We start from the raw sequence: 21,664 nt of genomic DNA on the forward strand, positions 1-21,664 counted from the left end.
TCAGGCGGCCGTGGCGACCGGGAAGCGGGCGGGGGCGCGCAGCACCGGTGAGCGCGGGCGGATCACCGGCTCGCCGACGGTGCGCAGGTCCGGCAGGGTCTCGGCGAGGACGCGCAGCGCGGCGCCGGCGTTCGCCCGGACGAGGTGGGCGGACAGGGCGAAGTGCAGGTCGCCGGGCAGGCCGAGGGGTCCGGCGTCCTCGGGTGCCCGTGGGTCGCGGCCCGCGGCGGCGACGAGGACGGTCACCCGTGCCCCGGCCCGGAGCGGGGTGCCGGCGAGGGTGACGCCGGTGCGGGCCACGCGGGTCTCCAGCCGTACGGGCGGTGCGACGCGCAGGGTGTGTTCGACGGCCGCGCGGGCCGCGGCGGGGCCGGCCGCGACGCGCTGCCAGGCGCCCGGCTCCGCCAGCAGCGCCCGGACGGCGTTGACGAGGAGGACGGCGGTGGCCTCGGCGGCGCTGACGGCCACCACCAGACGGGCCCGCACGGCATCGGCCCCGGCCCCGTCGAAGGCGCGGGCCAGCAGGGCGGCCATGGCCTCCTCGGCGGCTTCGGCGGCCCGCGCGGTGGCGTGGGTCTGGGGGCAGAGCAGGCCGTCGAGGGCGTGGCGGCAGCCGGGCAGGATGCGGGCGAACTCCGCGTGCGCGGAGGCGGGCAGGCCGAGCTGTCCTGCGAGGACGGGGCCCATGAGGGGGCGTGCGAAGTCCTCGGCGAGGTCGAAGCGCCGGCCGAGCCCGGCCAGGAGCGTACGGGCGTGCGCCGCGGCTTGCTCCTCGGCTCCGGTCCCGTCCGGGACGTGCAGCAGGGGGCCGCCGAAGGCGGTGAGGGCGGCCAGCCGGGCGGCGCCCGCCCGGTCGAGGGTCAAGGCGGTGCTGCGGTACGGGAGGGGGTCGTCGCCGGGGTCACCGGCGGCCGGTCCGGGTCCGTCGAAAGCCGGGTGCTCCAGGACCTCCCGGGCGACGGCGTGGTCTGCCGTCACCCAGGTGTCCAGCAGCTCGCTGTGGTGCAGCGGGCCGAGGGCCCGCACCCGCTCTTCGAAGGCGGCCGGGTCGTCGGTCCCGGCGCGCAGGAGCAGCCCGTACGGGTCGCCCGCGATGCCGGCGAACCATTGGGCGGCCCGGGTGAGTTGGCTGCCACGGGCCCGACGGGCGATGTCCCGTCCGGACTCGGGGGACGGCTGCGGCGCGGGCGGCAGGGTCGGGGCCGGCAGGGTTGAGGTCATGGGGCTCCTCGTCATCGGTCGCCGCCGGGCAGCGCGTCCAGCCAGGCGTCGACGGCGCGGGCGGTGGCCGGGGCGTGCTCGGTCATCATCGTGAAGTGGTTGCCGGGGACGTCCAGGGCGGTGTGGGAGAACTCCCAGACGGACCGCCAGTCCTGGTCCGGGTCGCTCCAGGCGGCCATGGGGTCGGTGGCACGCAGGTGCAGGACCGGCGCGCGGGTGGGCTGCGGGGCCCAGCCGAGCAGGAGCCGGTGGTAGGCGCCCATGGCGGTCAGCCGGGTGTCGTCGAGCGGTACGGGCGTACGGTCCATCGCCCAGCGGAGCATGACGTCCCGCCAGACGCCCATGGCTCCGGGCGCGCTCGGGGTGTAGACGTCGGCGAGGACGAGGGCGGCGGGTCCGGGGCCGGTGTCCTCCAGGTGCCGGGCGAGCGCGTGGGCGGCGTTGGCCCCGGCGGAGTGGCCGATCAGCGCGTACGGGCGGCCCGCGGCGAGGCGGGTGACGGCCGCGGCGTGGGCGGCGCACAGGGCTTCCAGGGAGTCGGGCAGCGGCTCCCCCGGCCGGAACCCGGGCTGCGGGAGGGCGAGGACGGGGCGCCGTCCGGCCAGGGCGGTGGCGAAGGCCGCGAACTCCGTGGGGCCGGAGACGGCGGCGGTGCCGCTGACCGCGATGAGCAGCGGCCGGCCGGGGGCGTCGGGTGCGGGTTCGGGTGCGAGGGGGACGGGCGAGACGGGGTGGGGGCGTTCGCGGGTGAAGACGGGTCGCAGGGCGGCGACGGCGCCGAGCGCGTCGACGGCCTCGGCCACCCTGCCGGTGGCGACGGCGTCGCGGTAGAGCGGGACGAGGGTGGCGGCTGCGGACGCGCCCTGTTCGCCGCGTTCCGTGCCGAGGAGTTCCAGCAGGTGGGCGGCGAGCTTGGCCGGGGTGTCGTGGGTGAACAGCGCCTCGGCGTCCAGTTCGAGTCCGGTGACGGAGTTCAGCGCGCGCCGGAAGTGGGTGACGGCCAGGGAGTCGAAGCCGAGCAGCAGGAACGGCGTGTCGGTCTCGACCTCGTCGGGGGTGTCGTGGCCGAGTACGGCGGCGGCCTCGGCGCGCACGAGGGCGAGGACGGCGCCGGGGCGCTCCGCCGCGGGCAGGTGGGCCACGCCACGGCCGGGGGCCGGGACGGCGGCGGCCGGGGGCCGGGACGGTGCGCCGCCGTCCGCGGGACCGAGGCCGGACCGGGCACCGGCGTCTGCCGGACCGAGGCCGGACCGGGTACCGGCGTCCGCCGGGCCGAGGCCGGACCGGGTCCGGGGCTCGCCGGGGGTGGGCGGGGTGAGGTCTGCGATCAGGGGGCTGGGGCGGTAGGCGGTGAAGCCGTCCGCGAAGGGCCCCCAGTCGGTGTCGGTGACCGTCAGGTTGGCCTCGCCCGCCGCGACGGCGCGCAGCAGCTCGGTCAGCGCGTCCTGCGGGTCCATCGGCCGTACGCCCCTGCGCCGCAGGTAGGCGCCGCCTTCGCCCTCGCCCATTCCGCGACCGCCCCACAGGCCCCAGGCGACGGAGGTCGCGGGCAGTCCGTCGGCGCGCCGGCGCAGGGCGAGCGCGTCGAGGTCGGCGTTGGCCGCGGCGTACGCGCACTGTCCGGCGCTGCCCCAGACCCCGGCGCCCGAGGAGTACAGGACGAACGCGTCCAGGTCGAGGGGCCGGGTCAGTTCGTCGAGGTGGCGGGCGCCGGCTACCTTGCCCGCGTACACGTCCGCGAAGACCTCGGCGCCGGCTTCCGTCAGCGGGCTGACCTGCGGGACGCCCGCGGCGTGGAAGACGGCCGTCAGCGGGGCGTCGGCGGGGACCTGTGCCAGCAGGGCGGCGAGCGCGTCCCGGTCCGCGAGGTCGGCGGCCCCGAAGGTCACCTTGGCGCCCAGCGCGAGGAGTTCGGCTTCCAGTTCCGCCGCGCCCGGGGCCCGGCGGCCGCGCCGGCCGACGAGCAGCAGGTGCGCGGCTCCTTCGGCGGCGAGCCGGCGGGCCAGGTGCCCGCCGAGCGCCCCGGTGCCGCCGGTCACCAGGACGGTGCCGTGCGGACGGTAGGGGGTCTGCCCGGCGCGGGGTACGGGGGCCGGGGTGAGCCGGCGGCCGTAGGCGCGTCCGGCGCGGACGGCCACCTGGTCCTCGGGGCCGCCGAGCGCCGTGGCGAGCAGCCGCCAGGCGTCGTCGTCGGCCGGGTCCGTCCCGGGCAGGTCGACCAGGCCGCCCCACAGGGCGGGGAGTTCGAGGGCCGCCACCCGGCCGAGGCCCCACAGCTGGGCGCCCGCGGCCCGGGGCCGTTCGCCTTCGGTCACGGCCACCGCGCCCCGGGTCGCGCACCACAGCCGCGCGGAGGGGGCCTTCTCGGCCATGGCCTGGGCGAGGTGCAAGGTGGCCCGGACGGCGGCCGGGACCAGGTCGGACCCGGTGTCCTCGGCCGTGCCCAGCAGGGACAGGACCCCGGCCGGGCCGTCGCCGGCCGCCTCGAACAGGGCGGCCGCGGTGGTCCGGTCGGCCGCCCCGGCGTCCAGCGGCAGCCGGCGGACGGTCGCGCCGCGCGCCGTCAGGGCCCGCTCGGCGGCCTCGGCGAGCGGTGCGGCGGACCCGGCGGGTTCCACGATCAGCCAGGTCCCGTGGAGGCGGGCGGCCGGGCCCGGCGGGGTGGTCAGGGGCCGCCAGGTGACCTCGTAGCGCCGGGCCCCGGTGCGGGCGCCGCCGCGTCCGGCGGGGGCGATCCAGTACCGGCGGTGCTGCCAGGCGTACACCGGCAGCGGGGCCGGGCGGGCGCCGGTCCCCTCGAAGAGGCGGGCGCGGTCGAGGGCGGCGCCCCGGGCGGAGGCGGCGGCCACGGCGCGCAGCAGCGTCTCGCCCTCGGGGCGGCCGCGCCGCAGTACGGGCACCAGCAGGGGCGCCTCGTCGGCGGGGGCCGCGCCGGTGGCGTCGGGCGCGGTGAGTACGTCCTCGGCCATGGCGCACAGCACGCCGTCGGGCCCGAGTTCGACGTAGGTGGCGGCGCCCAGGCCGCGGGCGGTGCGCACCCCGTCGGCGAAGCGGACGGCGGAGCGGACGTGCCGGGCCCAGTAGGCGCCGGTGCGCAGGTCCTGTCCGGTGGCGCGGCGGCCGGTGACGTTGGAGATCACGGGGATGCGGGGGGCGTGGTAGGCCAGCCGGTCCGCGACCTCGCGGAACTCGGCCAGTACGGGGTCCATGAGCGGCGAGTGGAAGGCGTGGCTGACGGTGAGCCGCTTGGTCTTCGTCCCCCGCTCCTCCAGCAGGGCGCGGACGGCCTCGACGGCCTGTTCGGTGCCCGAGACGACCACCGACCGGGGGCCGTTGACGGCGGCGATGTCCACCGCGCCGGGGTGCGCCGCCAGCAGCTCCCGCACCTCTTCCTCGGCGGCGCGGGCCGAGAGCATGGCACCGCCGGGCGGCAGCGCGTCCATCAGCCGGCCGCGGGCGGCGACGAGGGTGCAGGCGTCGTCGAGTCCGAGGACACCGGCCACGTGTGCGGCGGCGATCTCGCCGACGGAGTGCCCGAGGAGGACGTCGGGCCGCATGCCCCAGTGCTCCAGCAGCCGGAACAGGGCCACCTCCGCCGCGAACAGCGCGGCCTGCGCGTACCGGGTGCGGTGCAGCAGCTCCGCGTCCGCAGTGCCGGGCGGGGCGGTCAGTACGGCGGCCAGCGGGCGCTCCAGGTGGGCGTCGAGCCGCTCGGCGACGGCGTCCCACGCCTTCGCGAACACCGGTTGCGCCGAGTGCAGTTCGCGGGTCATGCCGGGGCGCTGGCTGCCCTGGCCGGTGAAGAGGAAGGCGGTCTTCGCCTCGCGCCGGCGCACACCGTGGACGACGGCCGGGGAGGGGGTGCCGTCGGCGAGGGCGTCCAGGCCGCGGGCGAGGTCGGCGTAGGAGGTGCCGAGGACGACGGCGCGGTGGTCGAAGGCGGTACGGGTGGCGGCGAGGGAGAGGCCGGTGTCGAGGGGGCAGGGCCGGGCGTCGGCGAGGTGCTCGCGCAGCCGGGCCGCCTGTGCGCGCAGCGCGGGCCCGGTACGGCCGGAGACGAACCACGGCACGAGGGGCAGGGCCACGCGCGGCGCCTCTTCGGCGTCGGGGGCCGGGGCGGGCGCGGGGGGTGCCTCTTCCAGGATGACGTGTGCGTTGGTGCCGCCCACGCCGAAGGCCGAGACGCCCGCCCTGCGCGTCCGGGCGCCGGCCGGCCACGGAACGGGCTCGGTCAGCAGCCGGACGCCGCCCGCCGTCCAGTCGACGTGCGGGGTGGGCTCCTCGGCGTGCAGGGTCCGGGGCAGCAGCCCGTGCCGCATGGCCTGGACGGTCTTGATGACGCCGCCCACCCCGGCGGCGGCCTGCGCGTGCCCGATGTTGGACTTGAGCGAGCCCAGCCGCAGCGGCGCGTCCGCGGGCCGGCCCTGTCCGTACACGGCCAGCAGGGCCTGCGCCTCGATGGGGTCGCCGAGGCGCGTGCCGGTGCCGTGGGCCTCGACGGCGTCCACGTCCTGGGGTTCGAGGCCCGCGTCGGCGAGGGCCTGGCGGATGACGCGCTGCTGGGAGGGACCGTTGGGGGCGGTGAGGCCGTTGCTCGCGCCGTCCTGGTTGACGGCGGTACCGCGAATGACGGCGAGGACGGTGCGGCCGGCCGCGCGGGCGTCGGAGAGCCGCTCCAGGACGAGGACGCCGACGCCCTCCGCCCATCCGGTGCCGTCGGCGTCGGCCGAGAAGGCCTTGCACCGGCCGTCGGGGGCCAGGCCCTTCTGCCGGGAGAACTCCACGAACGCGGCGGCGTCCGGCATGACCGCGACGCCCCCGGCCAGTGCCAGGCCGCATTCGCCGCGCCGCAGGGCGGCCACCGCGAGGTGCAGGGCGACCAGCGAGGACGAACAGGCCGTCTCCACCGTCATGGACGGGCCTTCGAGACCGAGGGCGTAGGAGATCCGGCCGGACAGCACGGCGTCCGCACTGCCCGTCAGGAGGTAGCCGTGCGACCCCTCCGGGACCCGGTCCGGGTCGCTCGCGTAGGCGGCGTGGGCGGCGCCCACGTACACGCCCGTGCCGGTACCGGCCAGGGTCCGCGGGTCCAGGCCGGTGCGCTCCAGCGCCTCCCACGAGGTTTCCAGCAGCAGCCGCTGCTGGGGGTCCATGACGACGGCCTCGCGCGGCGGGATCCCGAAGAACGCGGCGTCGAAGTCGGTGGCGCCGGAGAGGAACCCGCCCTGGTCGCAGTAGGTGGTGCCGGCGGATTCGGGGTCCGGATCGTAGAGCCCCTCCAGGTCCCAGCCGCGGTCCTGCGGGAACGGCGCGACGGCGTCCCGCCCGGCGGCGACCAGGTCCCAGAGGCCTTCCGGCGAGTCCACCCCGCCGGGATAGCGGCAGGCCATCCCGACGACGGCGATGGGCTCGTGCGCGGCCGCGGCCAGCTCCCGGTTGCGCCTGCGCAGGCGTTCGGTCTCCTTCAACGAGGTGCGCAGCGCCTCCATGAGCTTCTCGGAGGACATGGCCATCGGTGGGTCCCTCTCTGGACGGGGCGGGGCGGCGGCGGGTGGAGGACGTGGGCTCGTGCGTCAGGCGGCCGCGTCGCGCAGGGCCAGCTCGATGAGCGCGTCCCCGTCGAGGTCGTCGATGTGCGCGACCTCGTCGGCGTCGGTGGCGGTGTCGGTGCCGGCCCTGGTGTCGGCCTTGGTGTGGGCCCTGAGGCCATCGAACGCGCCGCCACCGGAGCGCTGCTGGAGCGGGGACGCGGGCGCGCCGTGCGCCGGTGCGCCGCCCGGGGCGAGCGCGAGGAGAGCCGGGAGCAGGCCGGACTCGCGGAGCGCGGACAGCGGCAGCGCCGCCAGCGCGGCCCGGATCCGGGTCTCCTCGGGGTCGCCCGCCGCGTGTGGTCCCGGGGCCGCGGGGGTGAGGAGTTCGACCAGGTGGGCGGCGACGGCGGAGGCCGTCGGGTAGTCGAAGACGAGGGTCGGGGGCAGTTTGCGCCCGGTGGCGGTGCTGAGCCGTCCGGCGAACTCCCCCGCGGTGAGGGAACTGAACCCGATGTCCTTGAAGGCCCCCTCCGGGTCGACGTCCTCGGGCCCGGCGTGGCCGAGCACGGCCGCGACGGCGCGGCGCACCGCGTCGAGCGCGATCTCGTACCCCTCGGCCGGTCCGGCGGCCGCGAGGCGGGCGGTCAGGCCGTCGTCCGCGGGAGCGTCCGGCTGGTCGGCGCCCGTCGCCTCGCGCACGCCGGGCAGTTCGGCGATGAGGGGGCTGGGCCGGAAGGCGGTGAAGCCCTTCGCGAAGAGCGGCCAGTCCATGTCGGCGAGGGCCACGCACACGTCCTCCCGGTCGAGTGCCCGGCCCAGGGCCCGCACCGCGAGGACCGGGTCCATGGCGCGCAGGCCCCGGCTGCTGAGGAACTCTTCGCCGGCGCCTTCGCCCATGCCGCCGCCGCCCCACAGGCCCCAGGCCACGGAGGTCGCGGCGAGGCCCCGGGCGCGGCGCTGTTCGGCGAGCGCGTCGAGGGCGGCGTTGGCGGCTCCGTAGGCGCTCTGGCCGCCGCTTCCCCACGTGCCGGCGCCGGAGGAGTACAGCACGAACGCGTCGAGTACGAGCCCTCGCGCGCGGGTCAGTTCGTCCAGGTGGCGGGCGCCCGCGACCTTGCCCGCGTACACCTCGGCGAACGACTCGACCCCGGTGTCCAGGAAGGCCGCGGAGTGCGGGACGCCGGCGGTGTGGAAGACGGCGGTCGGCGGGTGGGCCTCTAGGAGCGCGTCGAGCGCGGTGCGGTCGGAGACGTCACAGGCCGCGAGGGTGACGTCGGCGCCCAGGGCACGCAGTTCGGCGGCCAGTTCGAGCGCCCCGGGCGCGTCGGGGCCGCGCCGGCCGGTGAGGACCAGGTGGGCGGCGCCGGCTCCGGCGAGCCAGCGTGCGACGTGGGCGCCGAGCGCGCCGGTGCCGCCGGTGACCAGGACGGTGCCGCGCGGCGCGTACTCCCGGCGGACGGGCGCGGTGCCGGCGGTGACGAGCCGGCGCCCGTACGTCCCGGCGGGGCGTACGGCCATCTGGTCCTCGGCGTCGGTACGGGCGAGGGCCGCGGCGAGCCGGTCCCAGTCCCGGGGGCCGGGGTCCTCCGGCAGGTCTACGAGGCCGCCCCACAGGCGCGGCTGCTCCAGCGCGATGCCCCGTCCCAGGCCCCAGACCTGGGCGCCGGAGGACCGGGGGAGTTCGCCGGGCGAGACGGCGACCGCGCCCCGGGTGACGGCCCACAGCCGGGCCGTGAGTTCCGCGTCGGCCGCCGCCTGGGCGAGCAGGGTGGTGCCGACGGCGGCGAGGGGCAGGTCGGGGTGGTCGGGGTGCGCTCGCTCGTCGGCGCCGAGGAGGGAGAGGATTCCGGTGGGGGCGTCGTCGCGGTGGGCGGCGAGTCGGGTCGAGAGCGCGGTGCGGGTGGCGGTGGCCGGATCGATGGCCAGCCGCTCGGTGCGAGCGCCGTGACGGGTCAACGCGGCCTCGGCAGCCTCGACCAGGTCGGGGTCCAGACCCTGCGGGACGACGAGGAGCCACCGGCCGTCCAGCCGAGTCGCCGAACCGCCGGCCAGGCCCTTCCAGGTGGGCCGGTACCGCCAGGAATCAACACCGGCAGGAGCGGCCGGGGTGGTGGCGGGGGCGGACGGCTCCAGCCAGTAGTGGGCGCGCTGGAACGGATACGTCGGCAGATCCACCAGCCGGGCACCCGTGCCCTCGAACAGAGCAGCCCAGTCGACATCCACACCCCGCACGAACAACTCGGCAGCGGAGATGAGGAAGCGTTCCAGGCCGCCTTCGTCACGACGCAGCGAACCACCCGCCAGGACATCGGCGGTCTCCTGGATGCCCATGGTCAGCACCGGGTGGGCGCTGGACTCGACGAACGTGCCGAAGCCCTTGGCGACCAGGGAGCGGATCGTCTCCTCGAAGCGGACGGGCTGGCGCAGGTTGCGGTACCAGTAGGCGGCGTCGAGGGTGGTGGTGTCGGCGAGTCCGGCGGTGACGGTGGAGTAGAAGGGGATGTCGGCCCGGCGAGGGGTGATCGGGCCGAGGACGTCGAGGAGTTCGGCTTCGATCTGCTCGACGTGAGCCGAGTGGGAGGCGTAGTCGACGGGCACCTGGCGGGCCCGGATGTCCTCCGCCTGGGCGGCGGCGACGAACTCCACGATGGCATCCGCATCGCCGGCCACGACGGTGCTGGACGGCCCGTTGACGGCGGCGACACCCAGCCGCCCGGCCCAGGCCTCCAGCCGGGCTTCCACCTCGGCCACCGGCAGCGGAATGGACGCCATACCGCCCAGCCCCGCCAGCTCCCGCCCGATCACCGCGGCACGAAGCGCCACCACCCGGGCGGCATCCTCCAGCGACAGTGCGCCGGAGACAGCAGCGGCGGCTATCTCGCCCTGCGAGTGACCGACCACCGCGTCCGGGACGACGCCCAGCGACCGCCACAACGCGGCAAGGGACACCATCACCGCCCACGTCACCGGCTGGACCACATCCACCCGCTCCAGCGAACGGCCCTCGCGGACCACCTCCACCACATCGAAGTCCACGAACGGCGCCAACGCATCCGCACACTCCCGCAGCCGAGCCGCGAACACCGGCGAAGAATCGACAAGCCCCGCACCCATACCCACCCACTGCGTCCCCTGCCCCGGGAACACCAGCACCCGACGGCCCGGGGAGCCTGCGACGCCCTCCACGACCGTCGGGCCGACCGTGACCTCGCGGTGTTCGAAGACGGCGCGCGCAGCGGCCAAGGTGTAGCCGATGTCCAGTGGTCGCAGTCCGGGACCGCCTTCCGGCAGGGCCGCCAGCTGGTCCTGCCGGGCCCGCAGTGCCGCCTTTGAGCGGGCGGTCACGACGCGCGGTACGACCGGCAGTTCGCGTACCGCCGTTTCGGCCACGGGTTCGGCGGCCGGGGCCTGCTCCAAGATCACGTGCGCGTTCGTCCCGCTCACACCGAACGACGACACACCCGCCCTGCGCGGACGCCCCGTCTCCGGCCACGCCCGGTCCTCCGTCAGGAGGGAGACGGCTCCGGAGTCCCAGAGGATCTGAGAGGAGGGTGCGTCGATGTGCAGGGTCCTGGGCAGGGTCCCGTGCCTGAGCGCCATCACCGTCTTGATGACGCCGGCCACCCCGGCGGCGGCCTGCGTGTGGCCGATGTTGGACTTGAGCGACCCGAGCCACAGAGGCCGTTCGGCGCCGTGTGCGCTGCCGTAGGTGTCCATGAGGGCGTGGACCTCGATGGGGTCGCCCAGTTTGGTGCCGGTGCCGTGCGCCTCGACGGCGTCGACGTCGGCGGCGGTGACCTGGGCGTCCGCGAGGGCCTGGCGGATGACGCGCTGCTGTGCCGCGCCGCTGGGGGCGGTGAGGCCGTTGCTGGCGCCGTCCTGGTTCACTGCCGAGCCGCGCAGGACGGCGAGCACGCGGTGCCCCTTGCGTACGGCGTCGGAGAGGCGTTCCACGAGGACGATCCCGGCGCCTTCTCCGGGGCCGAAGCCGTCGGCGGCGTCCGCGAAGGCCTTGCAGCGTCCGTCGGCGGCCACGCCGCGCTGGCGGGAGAACTGCACGAAGACGGCGGGCGTGGACATGACGGTGACTCCGCCGGCCAGGGCGAGGTCGCATTCGCCCCGGCGCAGCGACTGGGCGGCCTGGTGGAGGGCGACGAGGGAGGAGGAGCAGGCGGTGTCGACGGTGACCGCCGGGCCTTCCAGGCCGAGGGTGTAGGCGATGCGGCCGGAGGTGAAGCTGACGACGCTGCCGGTGAGCAGGTCCCCTTCGAGCTGTGCGGACGGCTCGTGGACGTGGGCGGTGTAGCCGCCGTCCCAGGCGCCGACGAAGACGCCGGTCCGGCTGCCGTGCAGGGAGCGGGGGTCGATGCCGGCGCGTTCCAGGGCCTCCCAGGAGGTTTCCAGCAGCAGCCGCTGCTGGGGGTCCATCGCGACCGCCTCGCGGGGGGAGATGCCGAAGAAGGCGGGGTCGAAGGCCCCGGCGGCGCCCAGGAAGCCTCCTTCGCGGCAGTAGGTGCGGCCGGCCGCGTCGGGGTCGGGGTCGTAGAGGCCGTCCACGTCCCAGCCGCGGTCGCCGGGGAAGGGGCCCACGGCGTCGGTGCCGGAGGACACGAGTTCCCAGAGGGCTTCCGGGGTGTCGACGCCGCCGGGGAGCCGGCAGGCCATGCCGACGATCGCGATCGGCTCGTTGGCGCGCGCCTGGAGTTCCTTGAGGCGTTCGCTGGTGCGGTGCAGTTCGGTCGTCGTCCGCTTGAGGTACTCGCGGAGCTTGTCTTCGTTCGCCATGTCTCGTCACCCCGTACGTGCTGTGCGGTTCAGAACCGCTCGTCGATGAATGCGAAGATCTCGTCGTCGTCGGCGTCCTCGATGGAGTCGGCGACGGAGGACGCCCCGGAGTCCGGAAGGCTGTCCGTCGGGCCGGTCGTTGCGGTGGCGGAGCCGAGTCCGTGCCACAGGCCGGTGAGGGCCGCCAGCCGGTTGGCGATCTCCCGGTGCGCCGTCTCGTCGGGGCCGGCCGTGCCGTCGGTCCGCCCGGGCAGGGTCCCGAACAGGGCTTCCAGCCGGTCGAGTTCGGCCATGACGATGTCGGGCCGCGCCGCGAAGGCGGGCTCGCCGGCCGCCGGGTTGTCGTCGGGGGCGAGCGCGCGGCGCAGGTGCCCGGCGAGGGCGGCCGGTGTCGGGTGGTCGAAGACGAGGGTGGCGGCGAGGCGCAGTCCGGTGGCCGCGGCGAGCCGGTTGCGCATCTCGACGGCGGTGAGGGAGTCGAAGCCGAGTTCCTTGAAGGCGCGGTCGACGACGATGCCCTCGGGGCCGCCGTGGCCGAGTACGGCCGCGGCGTGTGTCCGTACGGCGTCGAGGAGCAGTTCCTCCTGTTCTTCGGCGCGCAGGCCGGCGATGCGGTCCGCGAGCGTCTCGGTGGGGGCTGCCGTCCGGTGGGTTCCGCCGCGGGCCCGGTTGTCGTCGCCGACCAGCTCGCGCAGGAAGGCGGGTACGGGTGCTGCGGCGCGCAGGGCCGCGTGGTTGAGCCTGATGGGCACCTGGAGGGGGGCGCCGGCGGTTTGGGCGGCGTCGAAGAGCGCGAGGCCTTCGGCGTCGGTGAGGGGCATGATGCCGCCGCGGGCGAGGCGGCGGTGCATGCCGCTCTGGTCGAGGTGTCCGGCCATCCGGCTGTTGCTCGACCACAGGCCCCAGGCGAGGGAGACGCCGGGCAGGCCCAGCGAGCGCCGGTAGCCGGCGAACGCGTCGAGGAAGGCGTTGGCCGCCGCGTAGCCGCCCTGGCCTGGGCTGCCGAAGAGTGCGGAGGAGGACGAGTAGAGGACGAAGGCCGACAGGTCGAGGTCGCGGGTCAGTTCGTGCAGGTTGAGGACGGCGTCGACCTTGGGGTGCAGGACGGTGTCCAGGGCGCCCGGGGTGAGGGTGGGCAGGGTGCCGTCCGAGAGGACGCCCGCGGTGTGGACGACGCCGGTCAGCGGGTGCGCTTCGGGGATGTCGGCGAGCAGTGCGGCGAGCTGCTCGCGGTCGCCGGCGTCGCAGGCCCGGACGGTGACCTCGGCGCCGAGGGCGGTGAGTTCGGCGGTGAGGGCGGTCGCGCCGTCCGCGTCGGGGCCCTGGCGGCCGGCGAGCACGAGGTGGCGTACGCCGTGTCCGGTCACGAGGTGGCGGGCGACGGCGCTGCCGAGGGTACCGGTGCCGCCGGTGACGAGGACCGTGCCGTGCGGCCCGAAGGAGGGCGGCATGGTCAGGACGAGCTTTCCGGTGTGCCGGGCCTGGCTGAGGGTGCGGAACGCCTCGCGGGCGTGCCGGATCTCGTGGACGGTCAGTGGCAGCGGGGTGAGGACGCCCGCGTCGAAGAGGGCGAGGAGTTCGCGGAGCATGTCGCCGACGGTGTCGGGTCCGGCCTGGACCAGGTCGAACGCCTGGTAGCGGGTGCCGGGGTGGTCGGCGGCGACGGTGTCCGGGTCGCGGACGTCGGCCTTGCCGAGTTCGAGGAAGTGGCCGCCGCGGGGCAGCAGCCGCAGGGAGGCGTCGACGTATTCGCCGGCGAGGGAGTTGAGGACGATGTCGACGCCCCGGCCGCCGGTCGCGGCGAGGAACTCGTCGGCGAAGGCGGTGGTGCGGGAGTTGGCGATGGCCGTATCGGTGAGGCCGAGGCCGCGCAGGGTGTCCCACTTGCCGGTGGAGGCGGTGGCGTACACGGTGAGGCCGTGGTGGCGGGCCAGTTGGAGGGCGGCCATGCCGACGCCGCCGGCGGCCGCGTGGATCAGCAGGGACTGGCCGGGGGTGGCCCGGGCCAGGCGGGTCAGGGCGTACTGGGCGGTGAGGAACACGGCGGGGACGGAGGCCGCTTCGGCGTAGGTCCAGCCTGCCGGTATCGGGGCGACCATGCGGTGGTCGGCGACGGCGTAGGGGCCGAAGCCGCCCGTCCACATGCCCAGGACCCGGTCGCCGGGGGAGACGGAGGTGACGCCGGGGCCGGTTTCGGTGACGACGCCCGCGCCCTCGGCGCCCATGACGCCTTCGCCGGGGTACATGCCCAGCGCGATGAGGGTGTCGCGGAAGTTGACTCCGGCGGCCCGGACGGCGATGCGGACCTGGCCTTCCTCCAGGGGCGCCAGGGTGTCGGGGGCGGGGGTGAGGCGCAGGCCCTCCAGGGTGCCGGTGCCGCTGGTGGCGAGCCGCCAGGCGGGGGTCGCGGCGGGCGGTACGAGGACGTCGCCGCGCTGGTCGGTGGCGGTGGCACGGGCCAGGCGGGGGACGCGTACGGCGCCGCCCCGGACGGCGAGCTGCGGTTCGCCGGAGGCGAGGGCGGCGGTGAGCGCGGCGGCGTCCCAGGCGCCCGGGTCGAGGTCGACGAGGGTGAAGCGGCCGGGTTCCTCCGACTGGGCGGAGCGGATCAGGCCCCACACGGTGGCGGCGGCCGGGTCGGTGGTGTCCTCGTCGGGGGTGGTGGAGACGGCGCCCCGGGTGAGAAGGGTGAGGGTGGTGCCGGCGAGCCGGTCCCCGGCGTCGAGCCAGGCCTGGGCGAGGTCCAGGGCGCGGTGGGCGACGGCGTGGGCGGTGCGCGCGTCGGGGCGGGGGTGGTGCGGGAAGGACACGGCGACGGTGTCGGGAGCCTGGCCGGCGGCGGTCGCGTCGAGCAGCGCGGGCAGGTCGGGGTACCAGTCGCAGGCGCCGCCGGTGGCTTCGAGGGCGGCGATGACCTTGGCGTGGTCCTCGCCGACGACGGCGATCCGGCGTACCGGCAGGGCGTCGGCGGCGGGCAGCTGCGGCCAGGTGACCTCGTACAGGGCGCCGCCGAGGCGGGTGCGGCCGCCGGTGGCGGCGAGCTGTTCGGGGGAGACGGTGCGCACGAGGAGTTCGGCGATGTCGAGTACGGGGCGGCCGGCTTCGTCGGTGCAGTTCAGCCGGACGGCTTCGGCGCTGACGGGGTGGATGGTGACGCGCAGCCGGCCGGCGCCTTCGGCGTGCAGGTGGACGCCGCGCACGGCGAACGGCATGCGGGCCTGGCCGTCGTCGGGGAAGAACGCGCCGAGGCTCATGGTCTGGAGGGCGGCGTCCAGGAGCGCGGGGTGGATGCCGTAGCCGGCGGACGTGTCGGCGCCGCGTTCGGGCAGGGCGACTTCGGCGTGGACGGCGGTGCCGTCGAGCCAGCCGTCGCGGTAGCCCCGGAAGTGGGGGCCGTAGTCGTAGCCGCGGGCCGTGAACTCCTCGTAGAAGGCGTCGGGTTCGCGGCGCCCGGCGGGCCGGGCGCCGGCGGGGGGCCAGGGCGCGGCGGCCGGGACGGGCAGGTCCCCTGCGGCGGGGGCGAGTACGGCTTCGGCGTGGCGGTGCCAGGGCGCGCCGGGGTCGGCGTCCGCCTCGCGGGAGTGGACGGTGAGGGTGCGCCGGCCGTCTTCGTCGGCGGCGCCGACGAGGAGCCGCAGTTCGACGGCGCCGTCGTCGGGCAGGACGACGGGGGCCTGGAGGATCAGCTCGTCCAGGCGGCCGCAGCCGGACTGCCGGCCGGCCCACAGGGCCAGGTCGACGAGGGCCGCTCCGGGCAGCAGGACGGTACCCAGCAGGGTGTGGTCGGCGAGCCAGGGCTGGGTGTCGGCGCCGATCCGGGCGGTGTAGACGACGGAGCCGGATTCGGGCAGTTCCACTCCCCCGCCGAGCAGGGGGTGGCCGGCTTCGCGCAGGCCGATGGAGGCGGCGTCGCCGCGGCGGGCGGGCGCGTTGTACCAGTAGCGCTCGCGCTGGAAGGGGTAGGTGGGCAGGTCGACGCGGCGGGAGCCGGGGCCGAACAGGGCGTCGGCGTCGATCTCGACGCCTGCGACGTGGGCGGCGGCGAGGGCCGCGCCGAACCAGCGGGCGCCGCCCTTGTCGCGGCGCAGGGTGCCGAGGACGGCGGCGCGGGCGCCGGTGTCGGCGACGGTCTCCTGGAGGGAGGCGGCGAGCATGGGGTGCGGGCTGGGTTCGAGGAAGACTTCGTGGCCGTCGGCGAGGAGCGAGCGGGTGGCCTGCTCGAACTCGACGGGTTCGCGCATGTTGCGGTACCAGTAAGCGCAGTCGAGGCCGGCGGTGTCGAGGAGGCCGCCGGTGACGGTGGAGTAGAAGGGGATGTCGCCGCTGCGCGGGGCGACGGGCGCCAGGACCTCCAGGAGGTGTTCCTTGAGGGCGTCGACCTGGGCGGAGTGCCCGGCGGTGTCGACGCCGGGGATGGCCCGGGCGTGGACGCCCTCGGCGGTCAGCTCCTCCAGCAGTTCGTGCAGGGCCTGGGGTTCACCGGCGACGGCGGCGGTGCCGGGGCTGTTGACGGCGGCGATGGAGAGCCGGTCGCCGAACCGCTCCAGGCGGGGGCGCAGCGCGTCGGGGCCCAGGGACACGGCGATCATGCCGCCCTTGCCCGCGAGGGTGAGCCAGGCCTGGCTGCGCAGGGCGACGATGCGTGCGGCGTCGTCCAGGCTCAGGCCTCCGGCGACGTACGCGGCGGCGATCTCGCCCTGGGAGTGGCCGACGACGGCCGACGGGTGGACGCCGATGGCCCGCCAGGCGGCGGCCAGCGACACCATCATGGTGAACAGGACGGGCTGGACGACGTCGACGCGGCTGAGCGAGGGGGCGCCGGGGACCTGGCGCAGGACGTCCATGACGGACCAGTCGAGGTGGGCGGACAGCGCCGCGTCACAGGCGAGCGCGGTGTCGCGGAACGCCTGCGACCGGTCGAGGAGACCTTCGGCCATGGCGGGCCACTGGGAGCCCTGGCCGGGGAAGACGAACACGATGCGGTCGCCGGGTCCGGCGGTGCCGCGGAGGACGGCGGGGTGCGGCCGGTCCTGGGCGAGCAGGGCCAGCGCCTCGAGGAGTTCCTCGCGGCTCTCGCCGATGACGGCGGCCCGCTGGTCGAAGCGGGAGCGGGCCGTCAGCAGGGTGTACCCGGCGTCGGCGGGGTGGAGCGCGGGGTTGTCCACGAGTCCGGCGCGCAGTCGGGCCGCCTGGGCGCGCAGCGCGGGTTCGGAGCGGGCGGACAGCAGCAGCGGGACGGTGACCTCCGCCCACGGGTCGCTCTGCCCGTCGGGGTCCGTCGCGGCGGGCGCGGCCGGGCGGGGCGCCTCCTCCAGGATGACGTGGGCGTTGGTGCCGCTGATGCCGAAGGCGGAGACGGCGGCGCGGCGCGGGGTTTCGCGCCGCGGCCAGGGCAGGTCGTCGGTGAGCAGGGCCACCGCGCCGGAGGACCAGTCGACGCGCGGGGTGGGTTCGTCGACGTGCAGGGTGCGGGGCAGGGTGTCGCCGCGCAGGGCCAGCACCATCTTGATGACGCCCGCGACGCCGGCGGCGGCCTGGGTGTGGCCGATGTTGGACTTCACGGAGCCGAGCCACAGGGGGGCGTCGGCGGGGCGGCCTTCGCCGTAGGTGGCGAGGACGGCCTGCGCTTCGATGGGGTCGCCGAGTTCGGTGCCGGTGCCGTGGGCCTCGACGGCGTCCACGTCGTGCGGTCCGAGTCCGGCGTCGGCGAGGGCCTGGCGGATCACGCGCTGCTGGGAAGGGCCGTTGGGGGCGGTGAGACCGTTGCTGGCGCCGTCCTGGTTGACGGCGGAGCCGCGGATGACGGCGAGGACGGGGTGCCCGTTGGCCTCGGCGTCGCTGAGCCGCTCCACGACGAGCATGCCGGCGCCTTCGCCGAGGGCCACGCCGTCGGCGGACGCCGCGAAGGCACGGGAGCGGCCGGTGGGCGACATGACGCGCTGGCGGGAGAACTCGACCAGCATCTCGGGTGTGGACATGACGGTGGCGCCGCCGACGAGGGCCATCCCGCATTCGCCGCGCCGCAGGGACTGGACGGCGAGGTGCAGGGCGACCAGGGACGCCGAGCAGGCGGTGTCGACGGTCACGGCCGGACCTTCCAGGCCGAAGACGTACGAGAGCCGCCCGGACATGACGCTGGCGGAGTTGCCGGTGCCGAGGTAGCCGTCGAAGTCCTCGTCGCCGTTCTGCAGCAGCGGCATGTAGTGCTGGCCGTTGGTGCCGACGAACACGCCGGTGCGGCTGCCGCGCAGCACGTCCGGGTCGATGCCGGCCCGTTCCAGGGCCTCCCAGGAGGTTTCCAGCAGGAGCCGCTGCTGCGGGTCCATGGCGAGGGCCTCGCGGGGGGAGATGCCGAAGAACTCGGGGTCGAAGTCGGGTGCCTCGTGCAGGAATCCGCCCTCGCGGACGTACGTACGGCCCTTCGCCTCGGGGTCGGGGTCGTAGAGGCCGTCGAGGTCCCAGCCGCGGTTGGCGGGGAAGGGGGTGATGGCGTCGCCGCCGTCGCGCACCAGCCGCCACAGCTCGTCGGGGGTGTTGATGCCGCCGGGGAAGCGGCAGGCCATGGCGACGACGGCGACGGGTTCGCCGTCCCCTCCGGAGGGGGCGGTGGTGAACGGGCCGGCCGTGGTGGGCTCGGGGTCGGTGCCGGCCGCCAGTTCCTGGAGGTGACGGGCGAGGGCGGCGCTGGTCGGGTGGTCGAAGACGAGGGACGCGGGAAGGCCCAGTCCGGTGGCCTCGCGGAGCCGGTTGCGCAGTTCGACGGCGGTCACGGAGTTCACGCCGAGGTCCTTGAACGCCCGGTCGGGGGCGATGTCCTCGGGCGCGGTGTGGCCCAGCGCGGCGGCCACCTGTGTGCGCACCAGCCTCAGCAGTTCCCGTCGCTGTTCCTCGGCGGGCCTTCCCCGCAGGCCCGCCGCGATCTTGGTGTCGTCGGCGGCCCGGGCCGCGGCCGCTTCCCGCTCGGCCGCGCGCAGCGCGCGTACGGCGGGCAGTTCGTCGAGGAGCGCGGAGGGCCGGGCGGCGGTGTAGGCGGGGGCGAACCGCTCCCAGTCGACGTCGGCGACGGCGAGGCCGCTCTCGCTGCGTGCGAGGGCGGTGTCCAGGACGTCCAGAGCCCGCTCGGGGTCGAGGAACGACAGGCCGGCGCCGCGGATCCGGTCGGCGGCGGGACCGGTGAGGGCGCCCCGCCAGGGGGTCCAGGCGACGGACACGGCGGGCAGGCCGCGGCCGCGCAGTACGTCGGCGAGCGCGTCGAGGTGGGCCGTGCCGGCCGCGTAGCCGCCCTGGCCGGCGCCGCCCCACACCCCGGCGACGGAGGAGAAGAGGACGAACGCGTCCGGTGCGGTGCCGGTGTCCGCCAAGAGCCCGGCGAGGCGCACGGCCAGGTCGGTCTTGGCGGCGACGGCGGCTGCGAAGCCCTCCGTGGTGGTGTCCGTGAGGGTAGCGGGCGCGGCGGGCGGCGGGACGACGTACAGGGCCGAGGGCGCGTACCGGGCGAGCAGTTCGCGCAGTTCCCGGTCCGAGGCGAGGTCGCAGGGCGCGAGGGCGACGCGTGCGGCGAGGGCGCCGTCGAGCTCGTCCGGGAGGCCGTCGGCCGGTCCGGCCAGGACGACCCGTTCGGCGCCGGCGGCGAGCAGCCGGCGGGCCAGGGGGGCCGCGACGGCGGCGAGGTCACCGATGACGAGTGCGGTCCCGCGCGCGGCGGTGGGCGCCGAGGGGCGGCCGGCGGCGGCCTGGACGAGGCGGCGCCCGTACGTGCCGGAGGGCCGCACGGCGACCTGGTCGTCGGCGCCCGGGGCCGCGAGGACGGCGGCGAGCTGCTGCCAGGCGCGGGCGTCGGGCCGGGCGGGCAGGTCGAGGAGACCGCCCCACAGGGCGGGCAGTTCGAGGGCGGCGACCCGTCCGAAGCCCCAGAGCTGGGCCTGCGCGGGGTTCGGGGTCTCGGCGGGTGACACGGCGACCGAGCGGGAGCCGACCGCCCAGAGCCGGGCCGTGGTGCCCGCGTCGGCGGCGGCCTGGGTGAGGGTCAAGGTGGCGGCGACACCGAGGGGCAGGGCCGGGTGCTCGGGGTGCGTGCCGTCGGCGAGGGCCAGCAGCGACAGGATCCCGGTGAGCGGGGGGCCGTCCGGGCGGTCGGCGGCTTCGGCGAGGCGGGCGCGCAGGAGGAACCGGTCGGCGTGGGCCGGGTCGACAGCGAGGGTCTCCACCGTGGCGCCGAGGGCGGCGAGGGCCTGGCGGGCGGCGCCGGCGTGGTCGGCGGCGGCGTGGTCGGCGCCGGCGTGGTCGGCGCCGGCGTGGTCGGCGCCGGCGTGGTCGGCGCCGGCGTGGTCGGCGGCGGGCGGGGAGTCGGGGACGACGAGCAGCCAGCGTCCGTTCAGGCGGGCGGCGGGGTCGTCGGTGCGCAGGCTCTTCCACTGGACGCGGTATGCGAGGGAGTCCCGCGGGGTGACCGCCGCCTCGGTGGCGGGGGCCGGGGGAAGCCAGTAGTGGGTGCGCTGGAAGGCGTAGGTGGGCAGGTCGACGGGCCGGGCGCCGGTGCCCCCGAAGAGCGCGGCCCAGTCGATGTCGACGCCGCGTACGAAGAGTTCGGCGGCGGAGGTCAGCAGACGCTGGAGCCCGCCCTCGTCGCGGCGCAGGGACCCGGCGGCGAGGACCTCGGCTCCGGAAGCCTCTGCGGTCTCCTGGATGCCCATGGTCAGGACGGGGTGGGCGCTGGACTCGACGAAGGTGGTGAAGCCCTTGGCGATCAGGGAGCGGATGGTGTCCTCGAAGCGGACGGGCTGGCGCAGGTTGCGGTACCAGTAGGCGGCGTCGAGGGTGGTGGTGTCGGCGAGTCCGGCGGTGACGGTGGAGTAGAAGGGGATGTCGGCCCGGCGAGGGGTGATCGGGCCGAGGACGTCGAGGAGTTCGGCTTCGATCCGCTCGACGTGCGCCGAGTGGGAGGCGTAGTCGACGGGGACCTGGCGGGCCCGGATGTCCTCCGCCTGGGCGGCGGCGACGAACTCCACGATGGCATCCGCATCACCCGCCACCACCGTGCTGGACGGCCCGTTGACGGCGGCGACACCCAGCCGCCCGGCCCACCCCGCAAGCCGGGCTTCCACCTCGGCCACCGGCAGCGGAATGGACGCCATACCGCCCAGCCCCGCCAGCTCCCGCCCGATCACCGCGGCACGAAGCGCCACCACCCGGGCGGCATCCTCCAGCGACAGTGCGCCGGAGACAGCAGCGGCGGCTATCTCGCCCTGCGAATGACCCACCACCGCGTCCGGGACGACACCCAGCGACCGCCACAACGCGGCCAGCGACACCATCACCGCCCACGTCACCGGCTGGACCACATCCACCCGCTCCAGCGAACGGCCCTCGCGGACCACCTCCACCACATCGAAGTCCACGAACGGCGCCAACGCATCCGCACACTCCCGCAACCGAGCCGCGAACACCGGCGAAGACTCGAGAAGCCCCGCACCCATCCCGACCCACTGCGTCCCCTGCCCCGGGAACACCAGCACCCGACGGCCCGTGGAGCCTGCGACGCCCTCCACGACCGTGGGGCCCAGCCTGACCGAGCGGTGCTCCAGCATCGAGCGGCCGGTCGCGAGGCTCAGGGCCACGTCCAGGGGACGCAAGGCGAAATTCTGCTCCAGGTGGGCGTCCAGGCGGGCGCTCTGGGCGCGCAGTGCGGTCTCGGACTTGGCGGTGAGGACGAGGGGAACGACCGGCAGTTCCCGCGAGGCGGACTCCACCACCGCTTCGACGGCCGGGGCCTGCTCCAAGATCACGTGCGCGTTCGTCCCGCTCACACCGAACGACGACACACCCGCCCTACGCGGACGCCCCACCTCCGGCCACGCCCGCTCCTGCGTCAGGAGGGAGACGGCACCCGCCTCCCAGTCCACCTGGGACGACGGCACATCCACATGCAAAGTGCGCGGCAGCACCCCGTGCTCCAGCGCCATCACCATCTTGATGACACCACCCACACCCGCAGCCGCCTGCGCATGCCCGATGTTCGACTTCAACGACCCCAACCACAACGGCTCACCCCGCCCAGACCGCTGTCCATACGTCGCCAACAACGCCTGCGCCTCGATCGGATCCCCCAACCGGGTCCCCGTCCCGTG

At 76.2% G+C, this 21,664-nt stretch carries 4 protein-coding genes; all 4 read right to left on the reverse strand.

Annotated elements, in window-relative coordinates; translation table 11 throughout:
* Nucleotides 1-1,236, reverse strand: coding sequence for a cytochrome P450 family protein (locus tag IE207_RS26190; protein ID WP_373304770.1), 1,236 nt, complete (start codon nucleotides 1,234-1,236; stop codon nucleotides 1-3).
* On the reverse strand, nucleotides 1,233-6,734 hold the full coding sequence (locus IE207_RS26195; protein ID WP_190186767.1) for an SDR family NAD(P)-dependent oxidoreductase: 5,502 nt from the start codon (nucleotides 6,732-6,734) through the stop codon (nucleotides 1,233-1,235). The genes IE207_RS26190 and IE207_RS26195 overlap by 4 nt, the downstream gene beginning before the upstream one ends.
* Before the next feature lie 60 nt (nucleotides 6,735-6,794).
* On the reverse strand, nucleotides 6,795-11,537 hold the full coding sequence (locus IE207_RS34005; protein WP_308433668.1) for a type I polyketide synthase: 4,743 nt from the start codon (nucleotides 11,535-11,537) through the stop codon (nucleotides 6,795-6,797).
* A 29-nt stretch (nucleotides 11,538-11,566) separates the two neighbouring features.
* Nucleotides 11,567-21,664 (reverse strand): type I polyketide synthase (locus IE207_RS26205; RefSeq protein ID WP_190186768.1); only part of this gene is annotated, 10,098 nt, incomplete at its 5' end.

Source organism: Streptomyces cirratus (assembly GCF_014650775.1).
Taxonomy (GTDB): domain Bacteria; phylum Actinomycetota; class Actinomycetes; order Streptomycetales; family Streptomycetaceae; genus Streptomyces; species Streptomyces cirratus.

What these genes read in the sequence shown, in the direction of transcription:
- IE207_RS26190 (WP_373304770.1), bottom strand. Translation starts at nt 1,236, where the DNA reads ATGACGAGGAGCCCCATGACCTCAACCCTGCCGGCCCCGACCCTGCCG.
- IE207_RS26195 (WP_190186767.1), bottom strand. Translation starts at nt 6,734, where the DNA reads ATGGCCATGTCCTCCGAGAAGCTCATGGAGGCGCTGCGCACCTCGTTG.
- IE207_RS34005 (WP_308433668.1), bottom strand. Translation starts at nt 11,537, where the DNA reads ATGGCGAACGAAGACAAGCTCCGCGAGTACCTCAAGCGGACGACGACC.